Source organism: Bradyrhizobium sp. CSA207 (assembly GCF_029051685.1).
Taxonomy (GTDB): domain Bacteria; phylum Pseudomonadota; class Alphaproteobacteria; order Rhizobiales; family Xanthobacteraceae; genus Bradyrhizobium.
In genome coordinates this window covers 123,269-146,639 of the sequence record NZ_JAACFT010000020.1, presented here as the reverse complement: position 1 = coordinate 146,639, position 23,371 = coordinate 123,269, and the positions used below count along the sequence as shown (strand labels likewise).

Here is a 23,371-nt window from a genome sequence, read left to right as displayed (position 1 = left end):
CGCACAGCCGCCGGCCACTTGAGCGTAGCTTAGAGCGATGAGCGGCTTATTGAGGCGCCGCTCTTCATCATCTCTATCATCTCTGCCGGGCGGTTCGTAGGCCTGTGTTTCGCCGCGACCCTGAACGCGAAGAAGAACCTGGCAACGATGCCGCTTTTCAATTCGTGCTCGTCATGAAGCGTCTCGGCGGCCAGGCGTGACCAGCTTCTTGCCTCGGCCATCCAGACAGTTTGGTTTGCCGCATCCTGGCTTGCAAGCTGCCGGCAAAGTGCTGCGCGCGAACTCAGCTCGAACTGACTCACCATCGGCCCTCCCTGCCAGAAGCTCGATGTAGGCGATGAGAGTTCTATCCCGCGCAGCACGATCCTGCAATTGCCCTCGTGGTCATTGTACCAAGGGGCATGTCACTGGCACTCACCAAGCCGTGCAACACTACGCGAGGCGATGTTGCGAAAACTCAATTCGTTGATCTGGCTCAAGCGAAGCCGCGCTGGAATGCGATGAATATTGGGCTGCTGCAGCGTGCGAGCGCGTGCCGAACGGAGCGCCGAGCAAGCTTCAGCAAGTGCTTCACCAGAGTCACGCCGCAGCGGATGCAACGGCGGTTCGGTTTAGGCAACCACGCCCATGCAGGTTGCATTGCTTCGCCAATTTTGCCGCCGTCGCCCGTTGCTCGCCAGACGAAAATCTGTGGCGGCGATGGCACCGACAATGCCCATCTCACGATATCTGTTCTATGTCGGCGGTGCGTTGCTCGCGCTGTTCTTCGTTGCGGATGCCTCTGTCCCGGATCGGCCTGCCATACGCGGTGGAGCTGGGCGCTCCGGCACTATCCGCATTCATTCTGATTGGAAATTGCCTGAGCGGGTCGTTCTCGACACCAGCCAGCCCACGATCGTCGCGACTGACATCGCTAAGGTCGAGCTTGGTGCCCCGCCGGGCGCCGACTTCCCACCGACGCGCGTGCGCGAGGCATTTGCTCAGCTTGGACCGCTCGATGCCGAACGGCTGCGAGTGCGTCAGTCGACAAAGGCTGAAGCGAAGCCGCAGCGTCAAAACAAAATTGCGAGGAGGCACATCGAAAGACGTGTCCGGCTCGTCGCACGGCCGCCGCAGTACGGCTGGTTCGGCAACCAGGTGTGGTGAGAGTCTCCGGTCGTTGCGTCTTTAGCGTGGGGCGAACACCGTTGACACTGATCAACGAATGCACGTCGAGGCGTTGTCTACTGAAACGTCCTCAAGATCGGGAGTCACTGACATGAGTGAAACGCCAAAGTTTGAACGACTCGCGCGTCGCGACGCTCTTTCGTTGCTGCAGCTGCCTTTGGAATGGCGACATCCGGCACGTTCCTGTTCGGAGCACAAGCGCAGGCGCAGACGGTCGGCATGGAACGACGCCAGGAGAGGCGGGGAGCGCGCCACGAGCGGCGCCATGAGCGGCGCACGGGACGGACCGAACGGCGCGAGGAGAGGGGTGAAGGACGCATGGAGCGCAGCCAAGAGCGGCGCTACTAGGACACCAACATGATCTCACTGGTCATTGATGGTCGACAGATGTCCGCTTGATCGCGATTCGGAAGCTGGCGGATGCCGCAGACCTGGTACGTCACGTTCGAGGTGCACAAGCGTGGGACCTTGCCGAAGCGGCGAAGTCCCCGGGAGACGCGCACATTCGAGAGCGAAGCCGAGGCACGGACTTTCGCGCGAGAGAAATTCAATGAGGGATTGATCGTGTTCGCAGGCACGCTCAATCCCTTTTTGCCCCGACGGCTGATTCCCTCGAGCGACATCCCGTTCTGGATCGCGCAAGACCAAGGCGGGGAGGTTGCTGGTCGCGAGGACAAGCGCGACCCGGAAAAAGGGTCGTGATCACCACCGATTTGTTGCCGATGCCAAGAAGCGAACTCCGGCGGCAGACGGCTTTCCTCCATTCGGACACCAGGCGAAATCATTGAGGGCTTCGCCAGCGAGAGAGATCGGCTCGGGTACGAAATGTCTTGGGGTGTTGCCATTTTGGCACGCGGAGATTGCACCCTCGCCCGTAGAGTTCAGCCGGAAGTTGGGGAATCATTGCATTGCAACAAACCCGCCGTTTCGACCAGTCAGAGGCGGCCGGCAAGGAGAAAGCACGATGAAAAGGCTTCTGCTAACAACCGTTTGTCTGGTGGCATTGGGCGCCGTGGGGCCCGCCATGGCTGCCGATATGGCCGTGAAGGCGCCGCCGCCGGCGCCGATGATCGCTCCGATCTACAATTGGACCGGGTTCTATATTGGCGGCAATGGTGGTTGGGCGCAGAACCACAACTGCGTGGATTTCCTTGACGCGGCTGGCGTAGCCGTCGCTTCCGGCTGCCGCGATCGATCCGGTGGCGTCATCGGTGGCCAGCTTGGTTATCGATGGCAAGCCAGCCAGTGGGTGTTTGGTCTGGAAGCTCAGGGCGATTGGGCGGATCTCAGCAACCAGCGCGTTAGCCTCATCGATCCTTCGCTCTCCACTCGCACCAAAACGAGTGCCATCGGCCTCTTCACCGGCCAAATCGGCTACGCCTGGAATGCGTCACTGCTCTACGTGAAGGGTGGCGCGGCGGTGACGGACAACCGCCTCAGCGTCCTTGATACTGCATCCGGCGCCGAGCTCGCTGCGCAAAGCGCAACCCGCTGGGGTGGTGTCATTGGTGTTGGATTCGAGTATGGCTTCACCCCGAATTGGTCGGTGGGCATCGAATACGACCATTTGTTCATGGGGCACCGGAATAATTCGTTCACGGTCGCTGATCCGCGACTTGCCGCTTTTGTGAATGACCGGATCACGCAGGACGTGGACATGGTCACGCTGCGCTTCAACTACCGCTTCGGTTGGGGCAACCAGGTCGTCGCAAAGTACTGATCTCTCCGTATCTGGCTTCTTCAGGGGCCGGCGGCAACGCCGGCCCTCATTTTCCGCGACGTTGTCGCGGCAAGCTGATCAGCGCCTGCCGACGCGATCGACCGGACCACCACGATTAGCCGGAGTGCCGGGCCGCACTGCCTCGCGTGCAGCAGCGCGAGCAACGGGACGCGCGCCCAAGACGACGCCCGGTCTCGCGACGCAATTCGCGGGATAGTCCACGTATTGGCAGTATACGACGGCGTTGGCGCTGTGGGGACTCGCGAACACGAATCCGATTGTCACCAATGCAGCCGCTAGTCCGATAGATGGCTTCATTTTGGTCTCCTCCGTTTGGAGCCGTACTCGAGAACAGTGCTCCATCTGCGAGTTGATCCAGATCAACGTAGGTGTGAGCGCTCGCGCTCCCGGCGCTCGCACGCGTAGGAGGTTACGGACTCGGATCTACCAGCCGGAATAATAGCTTCGCCTCGCGTAGTAGCCGTCGTAACCGCCATAGCTGCCGTAGGCGCTGTACGTATTGGGCGGGCAATAATCGTAGCCGTATTCTCCGCCGTAAGAGGCGTATCCGCCATCGTAGTAGGGATACGCACCATAGTAGCCCGAGCTTGCGATCGCGCCGCCGACGACGGCAGCGCCGGCGCCCAAGCCGCGGTAGCCATAGCCTCGATATCCATAACCTCTGTAGCCATATCCGACGCCACGATAACTCAAACCACGATAGCCCAATCCCGCTCCGCGGTAGCCTCCGCCCCATCCGCCGCGATAACCCCAGCCACCATAGCGCACTTTCACCACGTCGTTATCGAGCGCGGCTCTCATTGCGCCGACGTTGGTGGGCAACGGCGCAGCTTCGCTTTCGGGTACAGAAATCATCGTGCCAGCGGCAGTAAGGATTGCTGCAAATGCTACTTTGACGAACCTCATAACGTCCTCCGCCTGGGTGAAATATCGACTGACCGGCGAGGGAAGGATTTCCGTCGCGCCGGCGGCATGAGTGTGCACGTGAAATGTTTGCGGTCGTTACCGAACCAGCTTTGATTTGAATCAACGAGCGAGGATGGAGCTGTGAGCGGCTCGGGACGGTCACGCACTCCCTTGCCCGAGACGTCGCACCAGATGGATCGTGTGTGGGTCGTGACGCGCGGCCGGCCTGAACCCGAACTTGCCGAATACCGCCAGCATTGACCTGTTCTCGGGCAGGACCTCCGCCGTGAGCTCGTGCAATCCCGCGTCGGTGGCAATCCTGCCGAGATGATCCATCAGGATGGAGCCGACGCCTCGTCCCTGCCAGGCATCGATGACGACGAAAGCCATCTCGGCCCGCCCAGGCTCGAACACGACGTATCGTCCGCCGCCGACGATGATTTGCCGGCCGGCCTGCTCCGCGAGCACCACCAGGGCGACGTGATCGCTGAAGTCGACGTCCATGAAGAAGGCGCGCTCCTTGCTCGAGAAATGACGCTTCATCGCGAAGAACCGGCGCTGCAACGACTGCGCACTTGTCTGGTCCAGCGCGGTTAGCATGTCGGCCTCGTCTGCCGGCCGCAGCGCCCGGATTTCGACCGGGCTGCCGTCCCGCAAGTGCTCTGTTGCGCTGTATTTGGCGGTGTCCGACATGAGCGCTCTTGTCTTTGGAGGCCGGAAAATGCAATTGGCCGCGCTCCGCCCATGAGGCGTCCAGTTGGTTGCAGCTGCTTGATCTGCATCAAGGGTCCGGCGCGGAAGCGGCAACTATGCTGGTTGTTGGCGCCGTGCACCTTGACCTGTGCAGACGGGATCGCGGAGAGTCCTGGCTTGATCTGCATATCGTCCACGGTGCCGTAGTGGAGCGACCCGATGATCACGGTTCCGGAACTGGTATCGCAAGCTCTGGGCACTTTTCTGGCGACAGAAACCAAGGACCGGTTTGGTGCCTCGCATGCCGGTCTGACCGAACTGCTTCCGTTCGCGGCCAAGCTCACCATGGAGTGCATCGGCAATAGCGATGCCCTCTATCACAACATCGAGCATACGTTGCTCGTGACACTTGCCGGGCATGATATTCTGACAGGGCGCGCGCTTCTGCGGCCCACCACGGCAAACGATTATGCGAATTTCATTCTGGCGTGCCTTGCTCATGACATCGGATATGTGCGCGGCGTCGTTCAAGGCGACGAGGACGAGCTGTTCATAGCCGACGTGACCGGCGGCACCGTTCGTCTGCCGCGAGGATCGTCCGATGCGGCTCTCGCGCCATACCATGTCGATCGGTCAAAACTGTTCGTGCTGGAGCGGCTGGATTCTGTCGAGCAGCTGGATGCGGACCGGGTAGCTCGGGCGATCGAATATACCCGATTTCCTTATATGATGTCCTCCAATGATAGCCTCATCGAAGAGGAAGGATTGCTGTTGCGCGCCGCCGATCTCATCGGTCAGCTCGGCGATCCGAACTATCTGAAGAAGTCGAACGCGCTGTTCTACGAATTCGAAGAGATCGGACTCAACAAGACCTTGGGCTACGCGACGCCGGCGGACATCGTCTACAAATATCCGCATTTCTATTGGAGCAACGTCGCCCCTCAAATCCAGCCCGCGATACGCTACCTCAACGTGACGTCCCGCGGCCGGCAATGGATATCGAGTCTCTACGGTAACGTGTTTCGGGCGGAGCGTGAGCTGAACTTGTCCGGACCTCAGCCCTAGAAGAGCCGCCGCGGCTTGATCTGGATCAAGCCCGCTGAGCGAGAGCAGGGGCTAGCTCGCCACAGCATGCGCGGCATGACTGAAGGCGCGTCCGTGAAAACACTCCGCCAGATCGTCTCCGGAGACGAGATCATCCAGCTTTTAGTCCGGCTCGGATTGCTGGGGCTGTTGCTCGTCTGGGCGCTACTCCTTGTCCGTCCATTCGTGCCCATATTGGCCTGGAGTGTCGTGCTCGCCGCTGCGCTGAACCCGGTGTTTCGGCGCCTCTGTGACATTTTCGGTGGACGACCGAAGCTCGCAGCGACGATCCTCACTCTCGTCAATCTCGCGGTCGTGATCGGACCCGCGACGTGGCTCGGCATGGGCGCGGTCGACGGGATTACAGAAATTGCCGCACAAATGACGGCTGGTGAACTGCATGTTCCCTCGCCGCCGCAGTCACTTAAGGAGTGGCCCATCGTGGGGCCTCAGCTCTTCGATCTCTGGGATCAGGCGACGACCAATCTCCGTTCGCTTTTGCGCGCCGTCGTGCCCTACCTGAAGCCGTTCGCGGCGACCTTACTTGGATTTGCCGGCAATGCCGGCGTGGGAACGGTCAAGTTTCTGCTGTCGGTGGCGGTAGCCGGGGTGCTGTTTCCGTATGGACCTCAGCTCGTGGCGGCAGGGCGCAGCTTTCTGTCGCGCATCGTGCCGGACCAGAGCGAGCACTTTCTGGACCTGGCGGGGGCTACCATCCGCGCGGTGGCCCAAGGCGTGATCGGCGTCGCTATCATCCAAGCTTTGCTGGCCGGTATCGGCTTCAAGCTGGCCGGCATTGCCAGCGCGGGCCTTCTGGCGTTCGTGGTGCTGTTGCTGTCCATCGTGCAGATCGGCGGAACGATCATCATCCTGCCGGTCATCATCTGGATCTGGACCGACAAGGAATTTCCGATCGCGCTGCTCCTGACGGTGTTTCTCGTGATCGTATCGGTGCTCGATAACATCCTGAAACCGCTTGTCATGGGGCGCGGCCTGACGACGCCGGCGCTCGTCATTCTAATCGGGGTGATCGGGGGCACTCTCTTCCACGGTATAATCGGTCTCTTCATCGGACCTATCATTCTGTCTGTAGTCTGGGAGCTGACGGTCGCCTGGATCCGCGCCGAACGTGCTGTGCCGGCGAAACTGGCGATCGAGCGTTGACCTATATCAACGCGGCCAAGTGCAGCGGGCTTTGGATGAATCGATACGACGAGGAAGTCGGAGAACGGCGATGGAAATGCCTGTATTGCCCGGTGGCCCAATATCCGGACTCGTCGCGTCGGCGGTCGAATACATGGTCGATGCGGGACAACGGAGCATCCTGTTCCTCGACGTGATGCGCCGGCGCGGCGATCAGTATCGGGAGCACGTCGCCCAAGCCGCCCCTCACGTCTTGCAATATGCCGCCGAGTTGATCGTCGACGGCCGGCAGCTGGACGAACCAGTCAATTACGCGCTCGTCCGCATCGTTCCGCCAGCAGGCGTGGAGATTGATCCTGCGCGGCGCCCGTTCGTCGTGATCGATCCGCGCGCCGGACACGGTCCGGGCATCGGCGGATTCAAGGCTGACAGCGAGATCGGCGTCGCCATGAAGGCGGGGCATCCCTGCTACTTCGTCGGCTTCCTGCCGGAGCCGATGCCGGAACAGACGATCGAGCGCATCGCGCGCGCCGAAGCCAAGTTCATCGAGAAGGTCATCAGCCGTCATCCGGACGCCGATGGCAAGCCCTGCGTGATCGGAAATTGCCAGGCCGGCTGGGCCGTCATGATTCTGGCGTCACTGCGGCCTGAACTGTTCGGGCCGCTGATCATCGCCGGTGCACCGCTCGCCTACTGGGCCGGCGTACACGGCAAATATCCGATGCGCTATTCGGGCGGCCTGCTCGGCGGAAGCTGGCTGACGGCGCTTGTCAGCGATCTCGGCGCCGGCAAGTTCGACGGCGCCTGGCTGGTGCAGAACTTCGAGGGCCAGAATCCTTCGAATACGCTCTGGACCAAGCAGTATAACGTCTATTCGAAAGTCGACACCGAGGCCGAGCGTTACCTCGAGTTCGAGCGGTGGTGGGGTGGGCACGTCAACCTCAATGCCGAAGAGATTCAGTTCATCGTCGACGAGCTCTTCGTCGGCAATAATCTTGCCGCAGGCAACATCAAGATGTCTGACGGTGAGCAGGTGGACTTGCGCAACATCAGGTCGCCGATCGTGGTGTTCTGCTCGAAGGGCGATAACGTCACGCCACCGCAGCAGGCGTTGGGCTGGATCCTTGATTGCTACACCGACGTCGACGACATCAGGGCCTATGGGCAGACGATCGTTTACACGGTTCACGAAAACGTGGGTCATCTCGGCATCTTTGTCTCCGGGGGCGTCGCCAAGAAGGAGCACGCCGAATTTTCCAGCAATATCGATCTGATCGATGTGCTGCCGCCCGGGCTCTATGAGGCAACCTTCGAGGCCAAGGGCGCCGACACCATGCATGCCGACCTCGCGGTCGGACAGTGGGTGATGCGCTGCGAGGCGCGGACGCTCGATGACATCCGCGCCATGGGCGGCAATTCGCCCGATGACGAGCGGCGCTTCGCTGCCGCCAAGCGCGTCTCGGAGCTTAATCTCGCCGCTTATCGGAAGTTCGTGCAGCCCTGGATCAGGGGCATGGTGGCGCCGCAGACGGCGGAGTTGATGCGCAATCTGCACCCGCTGCGGACACAATATGAGGCGTTCAGCAGTCAGAATCCATGGATGACCGCGGTGAAGTCGGTCGCGGAAGGGTTGGAAGAGAACCGCAAGCCAGTTTCGAAGGACAATCCTTTCCTGGCATTTCAGGAGCAGATCTCCAAGCAGATCGTTCATGTCCTCGACAGCTGGCGCGATTCGCAGGAGGCGCTGAGCGAGGCGATCTTCCTCAACGTCTATGGCTCGCCTGCGCTCCAGGCCGCGCTCGGTATAGATCCGAAGGTCGAACCTGCGCGTCCGCGCGAGATGCCCGCCGATCATCGTGCCATGCTCGAGAAGCGGATCGGCGAGCTCAAATCCCGGATCGACGAAGGCGGGCTGCGCGAAGCGGCGCTTCGCGCCCTGCTTTATGTCGGTTCTGCGAGAGGAATGGTCGACGAGCGTAGCATTGAGGCGCTGCGTCTGGTCCGCCGTGACCACGCCGGAGCGCGATTGACACTGCCCGAATTCAAGATGCTGGTGCGCGAGCAGTTCTTCATGTTGCTGCTCGATCGCGAGGCGGCCCTGGCCGCGATCCCGAAACTGCTGCCTGATGACGTCAATCAGCGCCGCGCGGCCTTCACCGCGGTGAGCGAGGTGCTGTCCGCCAGCGAGGAAATCACGGGCGAACGCGCGAATCGCCTGCAGCATATCGCGGCATTGTTCGGCCTTGAGGCTGGCGAGCAGCAGGGAAGGGCGTCGAATATCGCCCCTTTCGATCCCAAAGCAAAGGCATCGTAACATTGGTTGGAAGGAGCGGCCTCATGTCAGCCGATGCCACGCAGACACAGCCTCCGAGCAAATACGACCGCCTGATCGCGGCCGCCAGGGCGGTGCCGCCGACTCCGACCATCGTCGTGCATCCTTGTGACGAGACATCGCTGCGCGGTGCCGTCGAAAGCGCACAGGCCGGCATTATCCGCCCGATCCTGGTCGGGCCGGACAAGAAGATCCGGGATACGGCCGCCAAGCACGGCCTCGACGTTGGCGCGTTCGAGATCGTCGATACCGCGCATAGCGACGAATCTGCCACTCGGGGCGTCGAGCTGATCCACGCAGGCAAGGGCGAGCTGCTGATGAAGGGCAGCCTGCACACCGACGAGCTGATGCGCGCTGTCACTGCCAAGGCCGGCGGCCTGCGTACCGACCGGCGCATCAGCCATGTCTTCGTGATGGACGTGCCGGCCTATGCCGAGACCATCTTCGTGACGGATGCGGCCATCAACATTTTCCCGGACCTCGACGCCAAACGCGACATCATCCAGAACGCGATCGATCTCTATGTGCAAGCTGGCTTCGGCAAATCGCCGCGCGTAGCGATTCTGTCGGCGGTCGAAACCGTCACCTCGAAGATTCCATCGACGATCGAGGCCGCGGCACTCTGCAAGATGGCGGATCGGGGCCAGATCACGGGCGGTGTGCTCGATGGGCCACTGGCGTTCGACAATGCCATCGACGAGGAGGCGGCGCGGATCAAGGGGATAAAGTCCGAAGTCGCCGGCCGGGCGCAGATCTTGGTCGTTCCCGATCTCGAATCCGGCAATATGCTGGCGAAGAATCTTGCCTATTTCGCCAAGGCTGACGGCGCCGGCGTCGTGCTCGGAGCCCGGGTGCCGGTCGTTCTGACGTCGCGTGCGGATTCGCCGCGCGCACGGATGGCCTCCTGTGCGGTTGCAGCCTTGTATGCCCATGCACGGCGCCAGCATGCCCCTACGATCGCCGCGTGAGCGCCATGGATACGATCCTTGTCGTCAATGCCGGCTCCTCCAGCGTCAAGTTCCGGATCTATTCGATCGAGAACGAAGGAATGCTGCGGCAACAGCTCAAGGGGCAGATCGACGGGATCGGCAGCCGTCCCCGCCTGCGGGCGAGCGGCGTCCACAGTGATCCGCTTGCCGATCGAGCCTATCCGATCGATGCCGTGCCGGACGTTCCGGCTGCGATGGAGGTCGCCGGCGCGTGGCTGCGGGACGAGCTTTGCATCCATCCCATTGCGGTTGGTCACCGCGTCGTTCATGGCGGACCGGACTACGACCGCCCGATCCTGGTCGATCATGGTGTCGTGACCCGGCTGGAACGGTTTATCGCGCTGGCGCCGCTGCATCAGCCACACAATCTGGCGCCGATCCGCTCGATCCTCGCCAATCTCCCGGCACTTCCGCAGGTCGCCTGTTTCGACACCGCCTTTCACCGCACACATAGTGCGGTCGCGGACCATTATGCGATCCCGCACCGGCTTCATGCCGAAGGCGTGCGGCGCTATGGGTTTCACGGTCTCTCCTACGAATACATCGCGAAGACCTTGCCGAAGTTCGCGCCGAAGGTTGCGAAGGGACGGGTCATCGTCGCTCATCTCGGGAGCGGCGCGTCGATGTGCGCGCTCAGCGGCGGGCGAAGCATCGAAAGCACCATGGGCTTCACCGCTCTCGACGGGCTCCCGATGGGAACGCGCCCTGGTCAGATCGACCCGGGCGTCGTGCTCTACCTGATCTCCGAGAAAGGGATGTCGGCATCAAACGTTCAGAATTTCCTTTACCGCGATTGCGGCCTGAAGGGACTATCCGGCATCAGCAACGACATGCGCGAACTCGAGGCCAGCGACAGTGTCAACGCCAAACTGGCGATCGACTATTTCGTCTACCGAACCGGGCTCAACGCCGGGATGCTCGCAGCAGCATTGCAAGGCCTGGATGCGTTCGTCTTCACGGCCGGCATTGGCGAGAACTCCGCCACCATCCGTGCACGCGTGGCCGAGCAGCTCAGATGGCTCGGTGTTTCCCTCGATCAGGCCGAGAATGCCCGGCATTCGCGGCTGATATCGGGGTCAAACAGCCTGATTCCGGTTTATGTCGTGCCGACGGACGAGGAATTGATGATCGCGCAGCACACGTTGTCGCTGCTCATGAACAGGCCAGCCACCAATGTCAGACAGGAGAGGGCGTCATGATTCCCGTGTTTCCTGATACCAAGGTTGCCCTGAAGGGGAAAAAAGGCCTCATCGTGGGCATCGCCAACGACCAGTCGATCGCGTGGGGATGCGCCAAGGCCTTTCGCGCCCTCGGCGCCGATCTTGCCGTCACCTACCTGAACGAGCGTGCGAAGAAGCACGTCGAGCCGCTCGCGCAGGCACTTGAGGCTCCCATCTTCATGCCGCTCGACGTCATGATAGAGGGGCAGACCGAAGCGGCGTTCGCGCGGATCGAGAAGGAGTGGGGCCAGCTCGATTTCCTGCTGCATTCGATCGCCTTCTCGCCGAAGGAAGCCTTGCACGGGCGTGTCGTGGACGTCGGTCGCGACGGCTTCCTGAAGACGATGGAGGTCTCCTGCTGGTCATTCATGCGCATGGCTCATTTGGCCGAGCCGCTGATGAAGAACGGCGGCACCATGTTCACTATGACCTATTACGGCAGCCAGATGGTGGTCGAGAATTACAACGTGATGGGCGTGGCGAAGGCCGCGCTCGAAGCGTCGGTGCGCTACATCGCGGCCGAGCTGGGGCCGAAAGGAATCCGTGTGCACGCGATCTCGCCGGGTCCGCTGGCCACGCGCGCGGCATCAGGCATCCCAGAGTTCGACGAACTGATGGACAAGGCGCAATCGAAGGCGCCGTCGCGCAGCCTCGTAAGCATCGACGATGTCGGCAACGCAACCGCGTTCCTGGCGCTCGACGGCGCCAAGCTCATCACGGGCAGCGTTCTCTACGTCGACGGCGGCTATCACATCATCGATTGAGGAGAAACCGGCGCGTTGCTCAGCGATAGTGCAGAGCGATCAGCTCGGCGACGCAAGCCGGCCGTTTGCCGCCTTCGATCTCGATCACGAGATGGTAATTCACACGCAGGCCGTCGGGAGGCACGTCCTCCGTTTCGGCAACGGTGACGCGGCCGCGCAGCTTCGAGCCCGCCGGGACCGGCGAAAGGTACCTGATCCTGTCCGCGCCGTAGTTCAGGGTGTTACGCAGGCCCTTCAGCCCCATCACCGAACGGATGAACATCGGCGCCAGCGCCAGCGACAGCAGCCCGTGGGCGATGGTGGTGCCGCCGTGCAATTCCTTACTCGCGCGCTCCTGGTCGACATGGATCCACTGCTCGTCGCAGGTCGCTTCCGCAAATCTGTTGATCCGATCCTGGGTGATCTCGATCCAGTCGCTGGCGCCGATCTCGGTGCCGACGGCGGATCTGATCTCGTTGAAATCGCCAAATATCTGCATGTCCATCACCTGGTCAGATCATCATTTCCGGGACATGGTCAGGAACGACGAGGTCGGCGTCCGTCACCGCCATGACTTCGCCGATCGTGACGCCCGGCGCGGTCTCAAGCAGCGTCGCCTTGCCGCCGGCAAAGCCGATCACTGCCATGTCGGTGACGACCAGGTTCACGGGCCGCACCGAGGTCAGCGGCAAAGTACATTTCGCGACGATCTTCGACTTGCCCTTTGCCGCATGCTGCATGGCGACGATGACGCGCTTGGCGCCGCTGACGAGGTCCATAGCGCCGCCCATGCCGGGCACCATCTTGCCGGGAATCATCCAATTGGCGAGATGGCCGTGCGCATCGATCTGGAGACCTCCAAGCACGGTAACATCGACATGGCCGCCGCGAATCAGTCCGAATGACATTGCGCTGTCGAAGGTCGAAGCGCCGGGTAGCGCACTGATCGGGCGTCCGCCTGCGTCCGTCAGCGTCGGATGTGCCAAGCCCTGCTCGGGGATCGGCCCGGTGCCGATCAGGCCGTTTTCCGACTGGAAGAACACCTTCAGGTCGGCCGGAACGTAGTTTGCGACGAGCGTAGGGATACCGATGCCGAGATTGACGAGGTCGCCGCTCCGGAGCTCCTTGGCCACGCGCCGAGCGATAAGGGTCTGCGGATCCATGACGTCACCCGTTCGTAATGAGGTAGTCGACGAGCGGTGCCGGCGTTATGACGTGATCCGGCGCGATCACGCCGACAGGCACGATGTTCTCCGCTGTGACGATCACGGTATCGGCGGCCATCGCCATGACGGGATTGAAGTTCCGCGAAGTCAGTGCGTAGGCGAGGTTACCGAGGTAGTCGGCCAGGAAGGCGTGCACCAGCGCGAACTGCGCGCGCAGGGCCGTCTCCAGCAGGAACGACCTGCCGTCGACTTCGATCTCACGCTTACCTTCCGCAACCAGCGTACCGACGCCGGTCGGGGTCAGAACGCCGCCCAGGCCGCATCCGCCGGCGCGAATGCGCTCGACGAATGTTCCCTGAGGAATGAGATCGACAGCGATCGTGTTGGCCAGCATCTGCTGCTGTGCCGTTGGGTTGAGGCCGATATGCGTTGCGGTCAACCGCGAGACCTGCGCGGTGTCGAACAGCTTGCCGACGCCTTTGCCGGGGATGGCTGCGTCATTGCAGATCAACGACAGGCCCGTCTTCTTCTGCCGCACCAGTTCGTCGAGCAGGCGCTCCGGTGTCCCGACGCCCATGAACCCGCCGACCATGATGCTCGCGCCTGAGGGAATCATCGCGATGGCTTCTTCGACGCAGATAGTCCGCATGATTGCAGCTCCGGCCGGCGGGGAAACGACGAAGAACCTCAGCGGAGAGATGCTGGGGGGCAGGCTGCCGCGCGCTCTTGATCTGCATCAAGGCGCCACATCATCCCCCCGCTGGATGGCAACGCTGACCGACCAAACCACCGGCATGGCCGAGTCCGCAGTGGGAGCCCGCGATGGCCGTCCAATTCCTGCTCGGCACCTTCATCAGCGTGATCAACATCATGATTCACGCACTGGTGACTGTTGCGGCGATCGACATCGCCCGCACCGCCGGATTGAAGCACACGGCGCGGCCCCGATCGCACCTGATGGCCGTGATGGTCACGACTGCTGTCATTTTGATGGTGGCGCACACTGTCGAGGTTCTCATCTGGGCGCTGGCCTACGCCATGGTCGGCGCGGCGCCTCCGGGAAGCGATCTGCTATATTTCACCTTCGTGAACTACACCACGCTCGGCTATGGCGATATCACGCCCGTGGAGGGCTGGCGGCTGACGGGACCTATGACAGCGATGAATGGAATCCTGATGTTCGGCTGGTCGACCGCCGTCCTGTTCGAGGTGCTTCGCAAGACGGTCGAACATCTCGCCGCGATCGCGGCGCCTGGGCCTAGTTCTGCAGATCGAGACTAGCGAGCTGCGGCCTATCTAGCAGCACAATCTGGCGCTGATTGTTTCCGATGAAGCCGAGGATCCCGAGTTCGTGCAGCCGGGACAGGGCACGGGACACGGTCTCCAGAGTCAGCCCGAGATAATCCGCGATATCCCGTCGCGACATGGGCAGTGCCATGATCCCGGCGGCCGTCAGGCGCTTGTCCATCTCGATCAGAAAGGCTGCGACCCGCTCCAGCGACGTCTTGCGGCCGAGCAGCAGCATGTGATCTTCCGCATGCTGAAGGTTGCTGGTGGTCATGCTCAGCAGGTTGCGGGCGACCATGGCGTCGCCCTGCGCAACCAGCTCGAGACTTTGGCGCCTCACCAGGCGAACCGTGGTGTCGACGATCGCTTCGGTCGTGAATCTGTGCGCACTGCCGTTCTCCAGCCCAAAAATATCGCCCACCAGATGAAACGCGCCAATCTGGCGGCGACCGTCCGACAGCAGCTTATAGCTCCGCACAGCGCCCCTCTTCACCTGATAGACGTACTCTGCGGGCTCCTTTTCGCCGTAGACTTCGGCGCCTTTCTTATAGGTAAATTCGTTTAAGCTGATGATCGGATTTGAGTCGGTGTTTAAGCCGATCTCGCGGAGCGAATGAAGCCGCAAGGAAGCGTCGGCGGCGTTGCGAACTAACATGACCAACTCCCGAACTGATGGGGACGCGGTACTTCCATCACCGGGAATAAGGAGCCGCCGAAATCCACTTCCCGCGAAGGTTGTTTATGCCAAAAGCGGGCTTTTCAACCATTGTCTGTAGGTGCATTGTACCAAGGTACAGGGGGCCGCGCGTGATGCGCTGGATGAGAATCCAGTCAGAGGTTCTGTCAGATCGCACGGCAATATGCCGACAGCGGACGTCCGTTCGGGATTGTGCCATTCCAAATGGGCTGCTTTACTCGGGCATTGACGGCGCGGTTCGGCAGATCCCTTTGAGTTGCTTCGCCAGGCTCGCGCGATCACTTGGTCTTTCTGCGTTCCAAGAATTCGTCGAGGGGGAAACATTGTCTGGCTTCGTTTACGTCGTGGACGACGACGCATCCTTTCGGATGGCGATCCAGCGTCGGCTCAAGCTGGCCGGATATGAAGTTGTGACCTACGCGTCGGCGCAACAGCTGCTGGATGATCCGCCGGCGGCGGAACATCCAGGATGCATCCTGCTCGACGTGCAGATCCCCGGCCTGAGCGGCCCCGAATTGCAAGCCTCCCTCGCCCAACGCCATTCGCCGCTGCCCATCGTCTTCCTCACCGGGCATGCCGATACCGCGACGACTGTCCGGGCGATCAAGGCCGGCGCGGAGGATTTTCTTACTAAGCCAGTCTCGTCGGAACAGCTGATCGGCGCGATCGAACGCGCAATGGCTCAACAGGAGGCGGTGCGCGGTCAACAGGGCAAGCTCGATTTGATTCGTTCTCGCTTGATGTCTCTGTCGCGGCGCGAACGACAGGTGTTCGATCTGATCGTGCGCGGGAAGATCAACAAGCAGATCGCCTATGAGCTTGGAACGACAGAACGCACGGTGAAGGCGCACCGCCATCAAGTGATGACAAAGATGCAGGTGCCATCGTTTGCCGAATTGGTCTCCGCCGCCGAGCGGCTCGGCCTTCTGGAGTCGGGAAACGCGTAAACCCAAGGCCGGTTTTCGTACGCTATCGTCAGGGATCGCGATGAGGACCTGTACGATAGGACAATAGGAAATGTTATTTGACATAATTCGGCCGGGACTGACTACATGCCGGTGTCGTTAAGTCATCGGATTAGCGCAGGAACCTTTGCCGTGCAGCGTCGTTGCGACGCGAGTGCTAAGTTTCCAATGAGAAAGCCAGGCCCCATTGTTTGCACGTAAGTCGATTTACGTCGTGGACGATGATTCATCAATGCGCCGAAGCATGGAACGGTTGCTTCGGAAGCACGGCTTTGATGCGGTCGCTTTCGAGTCCGCCGGGGCGTTGCTTCGTTATGGCTGCTTCGAAGAGGCGTGCTGCATCGTTCTGGATATCAATCTCGACGGAGAGTCGGGCATCTCCCTCCGCCGCAGGCTGGCAAGCGAGGGCGCTACTGTCCCGGTCATCTACATTACCGGTAACGACTGCCAAGCGAACCAGGCGGCCGCGATGCAGTCCGGGTGTGCCGCCTACTTGGCCAAGCCATTCGCAGCAAGTGCTCTCATTGACTCCATTGAACGCGCTTGCGCCAAGGATGTCTGATCCTGTCTCGCGTGCTCACTCCTCGATGTCCTCCTCCAGGGTCTGTACGGGCACGCTGTTGTGAACCGAAGCGAACTGCGCCAGTGGCAACGATGTCGTCAGAGACAGAAGGTTGGAATCGGTGACCTCGAGCACCAGAGTCTTGCCAGCTTCCATGTCCTTGATGAACTTGGGATCCGCAGCGTCGGCGGCGATGCAGGCATTGGTCAAGCACCAGGTGTAGGGGAACGATCGGGAAATTCCCCGATCGACGGTCAGCTTGGCAGGCTGTTGCAGATACATGCCGACGGGGACAAACAGTTGCAATCGGGCAGTGCGGTCGCCGTCACGCTCGATTAGGTCTACGCGTACCGCCATCTGGCCCGTTGCAAACTTGCCGGTGATCGAAGTCCGGCACAGCATCGGCCCACCTCCCGGCTTGACGCAGAGCTTCCGCCAGTCGCCATAGGCGATGTCCTTGGCTTCGCGGTGTCCGCCAGGCGCGATTTCGGCGGGTTTTGCCTCGCGCGCCTGCTTCTGCGCTGCGGCGTTCCGGGCCGAAGCCAGTCCGACAATGGTCGCTGCGAACAATATCGACAGGCAGGCGCGCGCGTGCCTGAGCCATGGTGTTGGAGAAACCTTGATCATGTTACGTCTCAACGCGCCGGCCTCCGCGGCTGTTTCTGTGCGTCGAGGAATTTTTCGACGAGGGGTGACCAGATCGCGATCGTGTCGGGCGAGCCGATGAAGAAGTGCCCTTCGTCGCCCAACGGTGGCATGAGATGATATTCGGCCCTGCCGCCGGCAGCGGTGAAGGCGTCGTGCATGCGCTTGGATAGGGCCGGGCCGAAGAACGTGTCGTTTTCGATATAGAACCACAGCATCGGTACCCGCGAGGTCCGGCCGAAATCGGCGGTTGCCTCGACTAGCTTGTCCGGCGCGCAGTTGTTGTTGGGTTTGCCGTCGACGCGGCCGCCGCGTCCTGCCGCGAAGGTGATGATCGCCTTGACCTGCGGCGGGTTTACGCTCGAAAGCGCGCTGGAGGCCCAGCCGCCGGCGGACTGTCCGACGACGACCGCGTCCTTCGGCAGAACGCGCTTCTCGGCCACCATGTAGTCGATGATCCAGAGACCGACCTGCGCGACCGCACGTCCGGCGTCATGGAAGTTCGGATTTGTGCAGTTTCCGACCTTGGAGAAGAACGGTCCGTAGAGACCGTGCTCGGGAATGTCGATGGCGGCCGCAGCATACCCGGTGCCGACTGGCGCCATCACGAGGTAGCCGCGCCTGGCAAACCACTTCGCGGCGTCGCGAAACTCCACCAGCGGGAAGAAGCTGCGATCGACGGTCTTGAGCGACACGCCGTGGTTCATGATCGCCAGCGGGAAGGGACCGTCGCCGACGGGCCGCACCACATAGGCTAACATCGGTAGCGGCAGCGGCAGGGCCCAGATTTCCTCCTGGATTCTGACATTGTCTTCGGCGCGTGCAGGAGCAAGAAGGCTGGCCAGGAAGGCCAAGGCTGCCGCTATCGATCTTAGGCTTAAGGTATGCCGGGACTTCACACGCGCCTCCGTCAACCGGCGAAGGTGCTGGCTACGATGATTGGGCCAAGGACGGTCAGGACGACGTTGCCGACGGCGTAGGGCACGGCAACGCCGAGCACCGGCGTCTGGCTCTCCGCAACCTCGCAGGCACCGGTCACGGCGGCGTCGACCGTCATGGCGCCGGCCAGCGCTCCGCATATGATGACTGGGTTCATGCGGAGCAGGCGATGGGCAAACAGGGTGGTCACGATCAGCGGCACCAGCGTGACCACCAGGCCCATGCCGACCAGCAGCATGCCGTGCGACTGGATAGCAACCCACGCGGCATAGTCGGCGGCGACGTTCGCCTCCTGCTGCTCCAACACGTCTTTGGCGAGCCCGAGCTGGGCCAGCGTGCCGGACTCCGTGCCGATGACCGATGACAGTGTCAGGGACCCCGCAGCGAGACCGGAAGCGGTGCCTGGACCGAGCGTAAACACATTGGCAAATATAAGAACGATGACGAGGCCGGTGCCACCAAGCAGAGCGCGAGCGCAACCTGCGCTAGGGTGCGGATGCTCAGCGAGGCAAAGAACTCTGGCCCCGACCGGTACCCGATCGTGAACACGAACAGGCTGAAGAGAATGACTCTCAGTAGGGACGGAAACGCGAAGGTGCCGAGCTGCCCGATCAGGAGGGCCACGATGAGCGTGCACGCGGTCGTGCCGATCGAAAAGCCAAGGATCCGAACGCGGCCAAGAATGGTGCCGAGCGCTACCGACAACAGCAGGAATGTTTCCGGAGCGGCGGAGATGATCCATCTGACCGTGCTCATGGCGCAAGCCCTCCAGCCATTTGCGCCAAATCTGGTTGGTGATACCCGGCGATGCTTGATTCAGATCAATCCTCGTAGTCGGTCAGCCGCTCCCTGTGGAGCCGTAGGATTTCAAAACCCGACGTTTCGGACATGAGCACGATGAATACTGCCGCTGCTTCGTCGATACGCCGCGACGAAACGGTGCCAATCGCGCTGATGCTGGCCTTCGCAGGCGGCTATCTCGACGCCTATACGTGGATCATCCACAGCGTGATGGCTAATGTGCAAACCGCCAATCTCGTACTGCTTTGGGTCTATGGCTCGATCGGCAACTGGACGAAAGCGCTCCACTTCACCCCAGCGATCCTTGCGTTCGCGGTCGGCATCGTCGTCGCGGCGTGGCTGCGCTGGGCAACCGGAGAGCGCGACAGCGCGATCAGCACGCTGGTCGAAATCCTGCTGTTGGTCACTATCGCCATCCTGCACAACCGTCTGCCGGATCTCGCGGGAACACTTGGGATTTCGTTCGTCGCCACCGTACAGAGCGCCGTCTTCACGAGGGCCAAGGGCGTGGTCTACAGCTCGGTCATGAGCACGGGCAACATGCGGCAAGCGATTGAAGGTGTGTTCGCTGCAACCTCCGGCAATGGATCGCTACGACCTCCCGGCATTGTCGCCACTTTATGCGTCACGTTCGGTCTCGGGGCCGCCCTTGGTGCCTTCGCGACCAAGCAAATCCCGAATCTCGCGCTCGGTATCCCCGTGATTGCACTCCTGGTCGTGCTGCTGCGCTGCGAAGCCCCACGCGACGAGGCTACCCTATGATGTCTTCTGAGCGAAGATCTCGCTGGATCTCCCTGTTTCCGCCCGCGACCTGGCTGGCGCACTATCACAGCGCTTGGCTGCATTCGGACACCATCGCCGGCATCACCCTCGCGACATACGCCATCCCCGTGTCACTGGCCTATGCGACGCTGGCGGGCCTGCCGCCCCAGATTGGCATTTACGGTTACATGCTCGGCGGCATCGGCTACGCGCTGCTCGGATCATCTCGCCAGCTTGCAGTCGGTCCGACCTCCGCGATCTCGCTGATGATGGCGGCCACGGTCGGGGCACTGGCCGGCGGAGACGCGGCGAAATACGCCGAGATCGCGAGCCTGGCCGCATGTGCGGTGGCACTGCTTTGTCTGATCGCCTGGTTGTTCAAGCTCAGCGTTCTCGTCCGCCTGGTGAGCGACAGTATCCTGGTCGGTTTCAAGGCCGGCGCAGGACTCACCATCGTGATGAGCCAGTTGCCGAGCCTGCTCGGAGTCACCGGAGGCGGTCACAATTTCTTCGATCGCGCCATCAAGCTCGCCGGCCAGCTCGGCGGCACCAATTGGCTGGTTCTGGCGATCGGAGCCATCGCGCTCTTCTTTCTGCTGGTGGGAGAGCGGCGGCTGCCGGGAAAGCCGGTCGGCCTTACGATCATGGCACTGTCGATCGTCGTGGCGACACTGCTTGGCTTTCCGTCCCTTGGCGTGCCAGTCACCGGCAGAATTCCCGAGGGATTGCCGGCGATCGGATTGCCCAGCTTGGGTCTATTGGAGCCCGACGAGCTCTTCCCGTTGGCTGCGGGATGCGTGCTGCTGGCCTACATAGAAGGTGTCTCCGCCGCTCGCAGCTTTGCTGCCAAGCACGGTTATGCCCTTGATGTCCGGCAGGAATTTTTGGGGCTGGGAGCGGCGAACCTCGTCACCGCATTCGGCCACGGTTATCCTGTGGCCGGCGGGCTGTCGCAATCTGCGGTCAACGACAACGCCGGCGCGCGCACGCCACTGGCGCTGGTGATCTGTTCGGTGACGCTTGCGCTGTGCCTGCTGTTCTTCACGGGGTTGTTGACGAATCTGCCCAAGACAGTCCTGGCGGCGATCGTCTTTGCCGCGGTCCACAGGCTGGTGGACATCCGTGCGCTGTTGCGGATGTGGCAGGTCAGCCGCATCGACTTTTATGCCGCGGCGATTGCGCTTCTGTCCGTGCTGCTTCTGGGGATCCTGCAAGGTGTCCTGCTGGCAGCCATTGCGTCGATCGTTCTGCTCCTGGCGCGGGCCTCACGTCCGAATGTCGCTTTCCTCGGACGGCTCCCTGGTACCGGCCGTTACTCCGACAATGCGAGGCACGAAGGCGTCGAGCCATTGGTCGGCATCGTTGCCTTTCGACCCGAAGCTTCGCTGCTCTACATCAATGCCGAAACAATCCTGGAAAAAGTTTTGGACACCTTGCGGACGTCAGTCGATATCAGGCTGGCAGTGTGTGATCTCTCGGCATCGCCCTACATCGATCTGGCCGGCGCGCGCATGTTGCACGATCTCCATGACGAACTCGCCTCCCGAAATATCGCGTTCCGTATCGTCGGCGCGCACGCACAATTACGAGATCTGCTGCGGGCTGAAGGCCTGGCGGAAAAGACCGATAGCGGAGCGTGGCTTCGGTCGGTCGACAGCGTACTCGACGAAAGCAAAGCCGGGTAGTGGTCTGATCTCAAGCCGGAGGATCCATACGGCTTGTTAGCCGGCCGGCTCTGATCCGATACCGCCCATCGCCCGCAATCGGCCGCGCGAGAGCCGCCTCGGGCGATACTGCATCGCGAAGTATTTCAGAGCTCTTCAGGATGCGCGTCAGTTGACTTGGATCAATAGACCGAGGTGGGCGGGCAGCACGATCCGGCCGCGACCTCGCAACGATCCGGAGAGAGACATGCCCAAGGACGCCAAGCCTGCAGAAAAGCGCATCGATCAGTTCATTTCCGGGCCTGGCGGACGCCCTGGATCGGTTTCCCGGTCGGCTACGCCGTGTCGGGCATCCTGCTCACCGTGTTCGGCTACTTCGCGATGATCCTGGCCCAATAGCTCGACATCACAACCAAAAGGAAACAAGAGTCATGAGAAAAGTCGCCATCCATGCTGCCTTGGCTGCCCTGCTTGCAAGTGCCGGCTTCAGTACGCCATCGCGTGCCGAAACCGGCCAGGTTGCCGTTGTCTTCACCAAGGGCGGATTCATCGTCGGCGTCGGTGGCGGCGAAGGCGTTCTGCTGCTCCGGGGCCACAAATATCCCTTCACGGTCTCGGGCATGAGCGTCGGCTTCACGGTCGGCGCTTCGACCACCAAGCTGGTCGGCCGCGCCCTCAATCTGAGGGGGCCGGAGTCGATCGAAGGCTCTTACGCTGTGGGCGGCGCGGGCGGTGCCATTGCCGCTGGAGCCGGAGCCGTTCAGCTGCAAAACGGCAATGGCGTGATCCTGCAGCTTAGCGGGCCGAAAGTCGGCGCGGAGCTCTCTGCCGCCGTGGGTGGGGTGACGATACGTTTGAAGCAGTAGGGGCGATCGGCCGCTTCAGCGGCCGCAGCGCTCAAGCTTGAATGGCGACGGGTTCCCTCATGCACGCAGGCCACTGAAGGAATGCGCTGTTGACAGGCTCTACCAAAGACTGTCAGCGGTATCGGTGTGGCGTTTCACGATCGGACCGCACCGGGAGTGCGGCCCGATCGTCTCGTCAATACTGCTCGGCGACGAAGTTCATCCCGCGCAGGCTGGCCTGGTCATTGTAGCGCCCCTTGTCGGAACGCTTCGGCAGCTTCACCTTGTCCTTCCTGATCCGCTTGTGCGGGATGGCCTTTAGGATATGCGCGATGCAGTTCAGCCGTGCGCGCCGCTTGTCGTCGGAGCGAATAATGTACCAGGGCGCATGGTTCGTGCTGGTCTTCTTGAGCATCAGATCGCGCGCTCGCGAATAATCGTACCAGAGCCGAAAGGATTCCACGTCCATAGGGCTGAGCTTCCATTGTCGCACCGGATCGTCGATGCGGGCGTTGAAGCGGCGCTCCTGCTCGTCCATCCCGACCTCGAGCCAGATCTTGATCAGGATGATGCCGCCGTCGATGACGTACTTTTCCATCTGCGGGCAGAGCGCGAGGAAACGATCGTGCTCGGCGGGTGAACAGAACCCCATGACATATTCGACGCCGGCGCGATTGTACCAGCTCCGGTCGAAGATCACGATCTCGCCACCGGCCGGAAACTGCTTCATGTAGCGCTGGAAAAAAAGCTGCGTCTTTTCGCGATCCGATGGCGCCGGCAGCGCCACCACCCGGAATACGCGCGGGCTGACCTTTTCGGTGATCGCCTTGATCGTGCCGCCCTTGCCGGCAGCGTCGCGGCCTTCAAAGAGCACGATGACCCGAAGCTTGTTTTCCTTCACATAGTCCTGGAGACGGCAAAGTTCGACCTGGAGCTTTTTGAGCTCCTTCTCGTAATCCTTGCGCTTCATCCGTTCTGCCGCCTCGTCCTTTGCCATATTTCGCATTCCGTTGCCTCAATT

General features: G+C 61.6%; 26 protein-coding genes and 1 pseudogene. 15 read left to right on the top strand and 12 right to left on the bottom strand.

All coding sequences use genetic code 11. From position 1 onward, the window contains the following. Positions 1-29: 29 nt before the first annotated feature. Positions 30-305, bottom strand: a complete 276-nt coding sequence (locus GWG65_RS23225; protein ID WP_275197891.1) for a hypothetical protein — start codon at positions 303-305, stop codon at positions 30-32. A gap of 322 nt (positions 306-627) precedes the next feature. Here GWG65_RS23225 and GWG65_RS23220 point away from each other — a divergent pair, with 322 nt between their 5' ends. The 3 genes from GWG65_RS23220 to GWG65_RS23210 all read left to right on the top strand — a co-directional run bounded on the left by GWG65_RS23220 (position 628) and on the right by GWG65_RS23210 (position 2,887). Beyond that, on the top strand, positions 628-1,146 hold the full coding sequence (locus GWG65_RS23220) for a hypothetical protein (protein WP_275197890.1): 519 nt from the start codon (positions 628-630) through the stop codon (positions 1,144-1,146). Between the two features lie 441 nt (positions 1,147-1,587). Then, positions 1,588-1,869, top strand: a complete 282-nt coding sequence (locus GWG65_RS23215) for a hypothetical protein (protein ID WP_275197889.1) — start codon at positions 1,588-1,590, stop codon at positions 1,867-1,869. Positions 1,870-2,131: 262 nt separating this feature from the next. Then, positions 2,132-2,887, top strand: coding sequence for an outer membrane beta-barrel protein (locus GWG65_RS23210; RefSeq protein WP_275197888.1), 756 nt, complete (start codon positions 2,132-2,134; stop codon positions 2,885-2,887). Between the two features lie 78 nt (positions 2,888-2,965). Here GWG65_RS23210 and GWG65_RS23205 read toward each other — a convergent pair whose 3' ends face one another. The 3 genes from GWG65_RS23205 to GWG65_RS23195 form a co-directional block, all read right to left on the bottom strand. Then, a complete protein-coding gene (locus tag GWG65_RS23205) occupies positions 2,966-3,205 on the bottom strand; it encodes a hypothetical protein (RefSeq protein ID WP_275197887.1) in 240 nt (79 codons plus the stop codon). Positions 3,206-3,331: 126 nt separating this feature from the next. Continuing rightward, complete coding sequence (locus GWG65_RS23200) at positions 3,332-3,814, bottom strand: hypothetical protein (protein ID WP_275197886.1); 483 nt, start codon at positions 3,812-3,814, stop codon at positions 3,332-3,334. A 159-nt stretch (positions 3,815-3,973) separates the two neighbouring features. Beyond that, positions 3,974-4,507 (bottom strand): GNAT family N-acetyltransferase, encoded by a 534-nt coding sequence (locus GWG65_RS23195; RefSeq protein WP_275197885.1) that lies wholly within the window; start codon positions 4,505-4,507, stop codon positions 3,974-3,976. A 219-nt stretch (positions 4,508-4,726) separates the two neighbouring features. Between GWG65_RS23195 and GWG65_RS23190 the strand changes: the two genes are divergently transcribed. The 6 genes from GWG65_RS23190 (at position 4,727) to fabI (ending at position 12,038) form a co-directional block, all read left to right on the top strand. After that, on the top strand, positions 4,727-5,572 hold the full coding sequence (locus GWG65_RS23190; protein ID WP_275197884.1) for a metal-dependent phosphohydrolase: 846 nt from the start codon (positions 4,727-4,729) through the stop codon (positions 5,570-5,572). A 66-nt stretch (positions 5,573-5,638) separates the two neighbouring features. Then, a complete protein-coding gene (locus tag GWG65_RS23185) occupies positions 5,639-6,754 on the top strand; it encodes an AI-2E family transporter (protein ID WP_275197918.1) in 1,116 nt (371 codons plus the stop codon). A gap of 70 nt (positions 6,755-6,824) precedes the next feature. After that, entirely contained in the window at positions 6,825-9,047 is a 2,223-nt protein-coding gene (locus GWG65_RS23180) for a DUF3141 domain-containing protein (RefSeq protein WP_275197883.1), read from the top strand. A gap of 23 nt (positions 9,048-9,070) precedes the next feature. After that, on the top strand, positions 9,071-10,033 hold the full coding sequence (locus GWG65_RS23175) for a phosphate acetyltransferase (protein ID WP_275197882.1): 963 nt from the start codon (positions 9,071-9,073) through the stop codon (positions 10,031-10,033). A gap of 5 nt (positions 10,034-10,038) precedes the next feature. Next, positions 10,039-11,253, top strand: a complete 1,215-nt coding sequence (locus tag GWG65_RS23170) for an acetate/propionate family kinase (protein ID WP_275197881.1) — start codon at positions 10,039-10,041, stop codon at positions 11,251-11,253. Then, positions 11,250-12,038 (top strand): enoyl-ACP reductase FabI, encoded by a 789-nt coding sequence (fabI, locus tag GWG65_RS23165; RefSeq protein ID WP_275197880.1) that lies wholly within the window; start codon positions 11,250-11,252, stop codon positions 12,036-12,038. Before GWG65_RS23170 ends, fabI begins: the two co-directional genes overlap by 4 nt. 19 nt (positions 12,039-12,057) lie before the next feature. Here fabI and GWG65_RS23160 read toward each other — a convergent pair whose 3' ends face one another. The 3 genes from GWG65_RS23160 to GWG65_RS23150 are packed head-to-tail and all read right to left on the bottom strand — an operon-like array spanning position 12,058 to position 13,832. After that, positions 12,058-12,516, bottom strand: a complete 459-nt coding sequence (locus GWG65_RS23160; protein WP_275197879.1) for a MaoC family dehydratase — start codon at positions 12,514-12,516, stop codon at positions 12,058-12,060. A gap of 13 nt (positions 12,517-12,529) precedes the next feature. Further along, the gene (locus GWG65_RS23155) at positions 12,530-13,180 is read right to left on the bottom strand and encodes a 3-oxoacid CoA-transferase subunit B (RefSeq protein ID WP_275197878.1); all 651 of its coding nucleotides are present in this window, start codon (positions 13,178-13,180) and stop codon (positions 12,530-12,532) included. Positions 13,181-13,184: 4 nt separating this feature from the next. Further along, entirely contained in the window at positions 13,185-13,832 is a 648-nt protein-coding gene (locus tag GWG65_RS23150) for a CoA transferase subunit A (RefSeq protein ID WP_275197877.1), read from the bottom strand. 173 nt (positions 13,833-14,005) lie between these two features. Between GWG65_RS23150 and GWG65_RS23145 the strand changes: the two genes are divergently transcribed. Continuing rightward, a complete protein-coding gene (locus tag GWG65_RS23145; protein WP_275197876.1) occupies positions 14,006-14,464 on the top strand; it encodes a potassium channel family protein in 459 nt (152 codons plus the stop codon). On the opposite strand, the gene GWG65_RS23140 is transcribed toward GWG65_RS23145, so the two are convergent. After that, positions 14,442-15,125: a helix-turn-helix domain-containing protein gene (locus GWG65_RS23140; RefSeq protein WP_275197875.1), complete on the bottom strand. Its 684-nt coding sequence runs from the start codon at positions 15,123-15,125 to the stop codon at positions 14,442-14,444. The genes GWG65_RS23145 and GWG65_RS23140 overlap by 23 nt on opposite strands. 365 nt (positions 15,126-15,490) lie before the next feature. Between GWG65_RS23140 and GWG65_RS23135 the strand changes: the two genes are divergently transcribed. Both GWG65_RS23135 and GWG65_RS23130 read left to right on the top strand, forming a co-directional pair. Continuing rightward, a complete protein-coding gene (locus GWG65_RS23135; RefSeq protein WP_275197874.1) occupies positions 15,491-16,114 on the top strand; it encodes a response regulator in 624 nt (207 codons plus the stop codon). A gap of 205 nt (positions 16,115-16,319) precedes the next feature. Next, positions 16,320-16,694: a response regulator gene (locus tag GWG65_RS23130; protein ID WP_275197873.1), complete on the top strand. Its 375-nt coding sequence runs from the start codon at positions 16,320-16,322 to the stop codon at positions 16,692-16,694. Positions 16,695-16,709: 15 nt separating this feature from the next. Here GWG65_RS23130 and GWG65_RS23125 read toward each other — a convergent pair whose 3' ends face one another. From GWG65_RS23125 to GWG65_RS23115, 3 genes and pseudogenes are all read right to left on the bottom strand, one after another. Continuing rightward, positions 16,710-17,321 carry an invasion associated locus B family protein gene (locus GWG65_RS23125; protein WP_275197872.1) on the bottom strand — a complete coding sequence of 204 codons (612 nt, stop codon included), beginning with the start codon at positions 17,319-17,321 and terminating at the stop codon, positions 16,710-16,712. A gap of 8 nt (positions 17,322-17,329) precedes the next feature. Then, on the bottom strand, positions 17,330-18,193 hold the full coding sequence (locus tag GWG65_RS23120) for a dienelactone hydrolase (protein ID WP_275197871.1): 864 nt from the start codon (positions 18,191-18,193) through the stop codon (positions 17,330-17,332). A 56-nt stretch (positions 18,194-18,249) separates the two neighbouring features. After that, positions 18,250-19,034, bottom strand: a pseudogene (locus tag GWG65_RS23115) (hypothetical protein). A 132-nt stretch (positions 19,035-19,166) separates the two neighbouring features. Between GWG65_RS23115 and GWG65_RS23110 the strand changes: the two are divergent. The 3 genes from GWG65_RS23110 to GWG65_RS23100 all read left to right on the top strand — a co-directional run bounded on the left by GWG65_RS23110 (position 19,167) and on the right by GWG65_RS23100 (position 22,371). Further along, positions 19,167-19,841, top strand: a complete 675-nt coding sequence (locus tag GWG65_RS23110; protein WP_275197870.1) for a YoaK family protein — start codon at positions 19,167-19,169, stop codon at positions 19,839-19,841. Then, positions 19,841-21,526, top strand: a complete 1,686-nt coding sequence (locus GWG65_RS23105; protein ID WP_275197917.1) for a SulP family inorganic anion transporter — start codon at positions 19,841-19,843, stop codon at positions 21,524-21,526. The genes GWG65_RS23110 and GWG65_RS23105 overlap by 1 nt, the downstream gene beginning before the upstream one ends. 410 nt (positions 21,527-21,936) lie before the next feature. Beyond that, positions 21,937-22,371, top strand: coding sequence for a hypothetical protein (locus GWG65_RS23100; RefSeq protein ID WP_275197869.1), 435 nt, complete (start codon positions 21,937-21,939; stop codon positions 22,369-22,371). Positions 22,372-22,546: 175 nt separating this feature from the next. Here the strand turns inward: GWG65_RS23100 and ppk2 are convergent, their stop codons facing one another. Next, a complete protein-coding gene (gene ppk2, locus GWG65_RS23095) occupies positions 22,547-23,347 on the bottom strand; it encodes a polyphosphate kinase 2 (protein ID WP_275197916.1) in 801 nt (266 codons plus the stop codon). Positions 23,348-23,371 lie beyond the last annotated feature (24 nt).

Excerpts from the sequence above, each read along its gene's own strand:
- GWG65_RS23225 (WP_275197891.1), bottom strand. The coding sequence starts at position 305 with ATGGTGAGTCAGTTCGAGCTGAGTTCGCGCGCAGCACTTTGCCGGCAG.
- GWG65_RS23220 (WP_275197890.1), top strand. The coding sequence starts at position 628 with ATGCAGGTTGCATTGCTTCGCCAATTTTGCCGCCGTCGCCCGTTGCTC.
- GWG65_RS23215 (WP_275197889.1), top strand. The coding sequence starts at position 1,588 with ATGCCGCAGACCTGGTACGTCACGTTCGAGGTGCACAAGCGTGGGACC.
- GWG65_RS23210 (WP_275197888.1), top strand. The coding sequence starts at position 2,132 with ATGAAAAGGCTTCTGCTAACAACCGTTTGTCTGGTGGCATTGGGCGCC.
- GWG65_RS23205 (WP_275197887.1), bottom strand. The coding sequence starts at position 3,205 with ATGAAGCCATCTATCGGACTAGCGGCTGCATTGGTGACAATCGGATTC.
- GWG65_RS23200 (WP_275197886.1), bottom strand. The coding sequence starts at position 3,814 with ATGAGGTTCGTCAAAGTAGCATTTGCAGCAATCCTTACTGCCGCTGGC.
- GWG65_RS23195 (WP_275197885.1), bottom strand. The coding sequence starts at position 4,507 with ATGTCGGACACCGCCAAATACAGCGCAACAGAGCACTTGCGGGACGGC.
- GWG65_RS23190 (WP_275197884.1), top strand. The coding sequence starts at position 4,727 with ATGATCACGGTTCCGGAACTGGTATCGCAAGCTCTGGGCACTTTTCTG.
- GWG65_RS23185 (WP_275197918.1), top strand. The coding sequence starts at position 5,639 with ATGCGCGGCATGACTGAAGGCGCGTCCGTGAAAACACTCCGCCAGATC.
- GWG65_RS23180 (WP_275197883.1), top strand. The coding sequence starts at position 6,825 with ATGGAAATGCCTGTATTGCCCGGTGGCCCAATATCCGGACTCGTCGCG.
- GWG65_RS23175 (WP_275197882.1), top strand. The coding sequence starts at position 9,071 with ATGTCAGCCGATGCCACGCAGACACAGCCTCCGAGCAAATACGACCGC.
- GWG65_RS23170 (WP_275197881.1), top strand. The coding sequence starts at position 10,039 with ATGGATACGATCCTTGTCGTCAATGCCGGCTCCTCCAGCGTCAAGTTC.
- fabI (WP_275197880.1), top strand. The coding sequence starts at position 11,250 with ATGATTCCCGTGTTTCCTGATACCAAGGTTGCCCTGAAGGGGAAAAAA.
- GWG65_RS23160 (WP_275197879.1), bottom strand. The coding sequence starts at position 12,516 with ATGCAGATATTTGGCGATTTCAACGAGATCAGATCCGCCGTCGGCACC.
- GWG65_RS23155 (WP_275197878.1), bottom strand. The coding sequence starts at position 13,180 with ATGGATCCGCAGACCCTTATCGCTCGGCGCGTGGCCAAGGAGCTCCGG.
- GWG65_RS23150 (WP_275197877.1), bottom strand. The coding sequence starts at position 13,832 with ATGCGGACTATCTGCGTCGAAGAAGCCATCGCGATGATTCCCTCAGGC.
- GWG65_RS23145 (WP_275197876.1), top strand. The coding sequence starts at position 14,006 with ATGGCCGTCCAATTCCTGCTCGGCACCTTCATCAGCGTGATCAACATC.
- GWG65_RS23140 (WP_275197875.1), bottom strand. The coding sequence starts at position 15,125 with ATGTTAGTTCGCAACGCCGCCGACGCTTCCTTGCGGCTTCATTCGCTC.
- GWG65_RS23125 (WP_275197872.1), bottom strand. The coding sequence starts at position 17,321 with ATGATCAAGGTTTCTCCAACACCATGGCTCAGGCACGCGCGCGCCTGC.
- GWG65_RS23110 (WP_275197870.1), top strand. The coding sequence starts at position 19,167 with ATGAGCACGATGAATACTGCCGCTGCTTCGTCGATACGCCGCGACGAA.
- GWG65_RS23105 (WP_275197917.1), top strand. The coding sequence starts at position 19,841 with ATGTCTTCTGAGCGAAGATCTCGCTGGATCTCCCTGTTTCCGCCCGCG.
- GWG65_RS23100 (WP_275197869.1), top strand. The coding sequence starts at position 21,937 with ATGAGAAAAGTCGCCATCCATGCTGCCTTGGCTGCCCTGCTTGCAAGT.
- ppk2 (WP_275197916.1), bottom strand. The coding sequence starts at position 23,347 with ATGGCAAAGGACGAGGCGGCAGAACGGATGAAGCGCAAGGATTACGAG.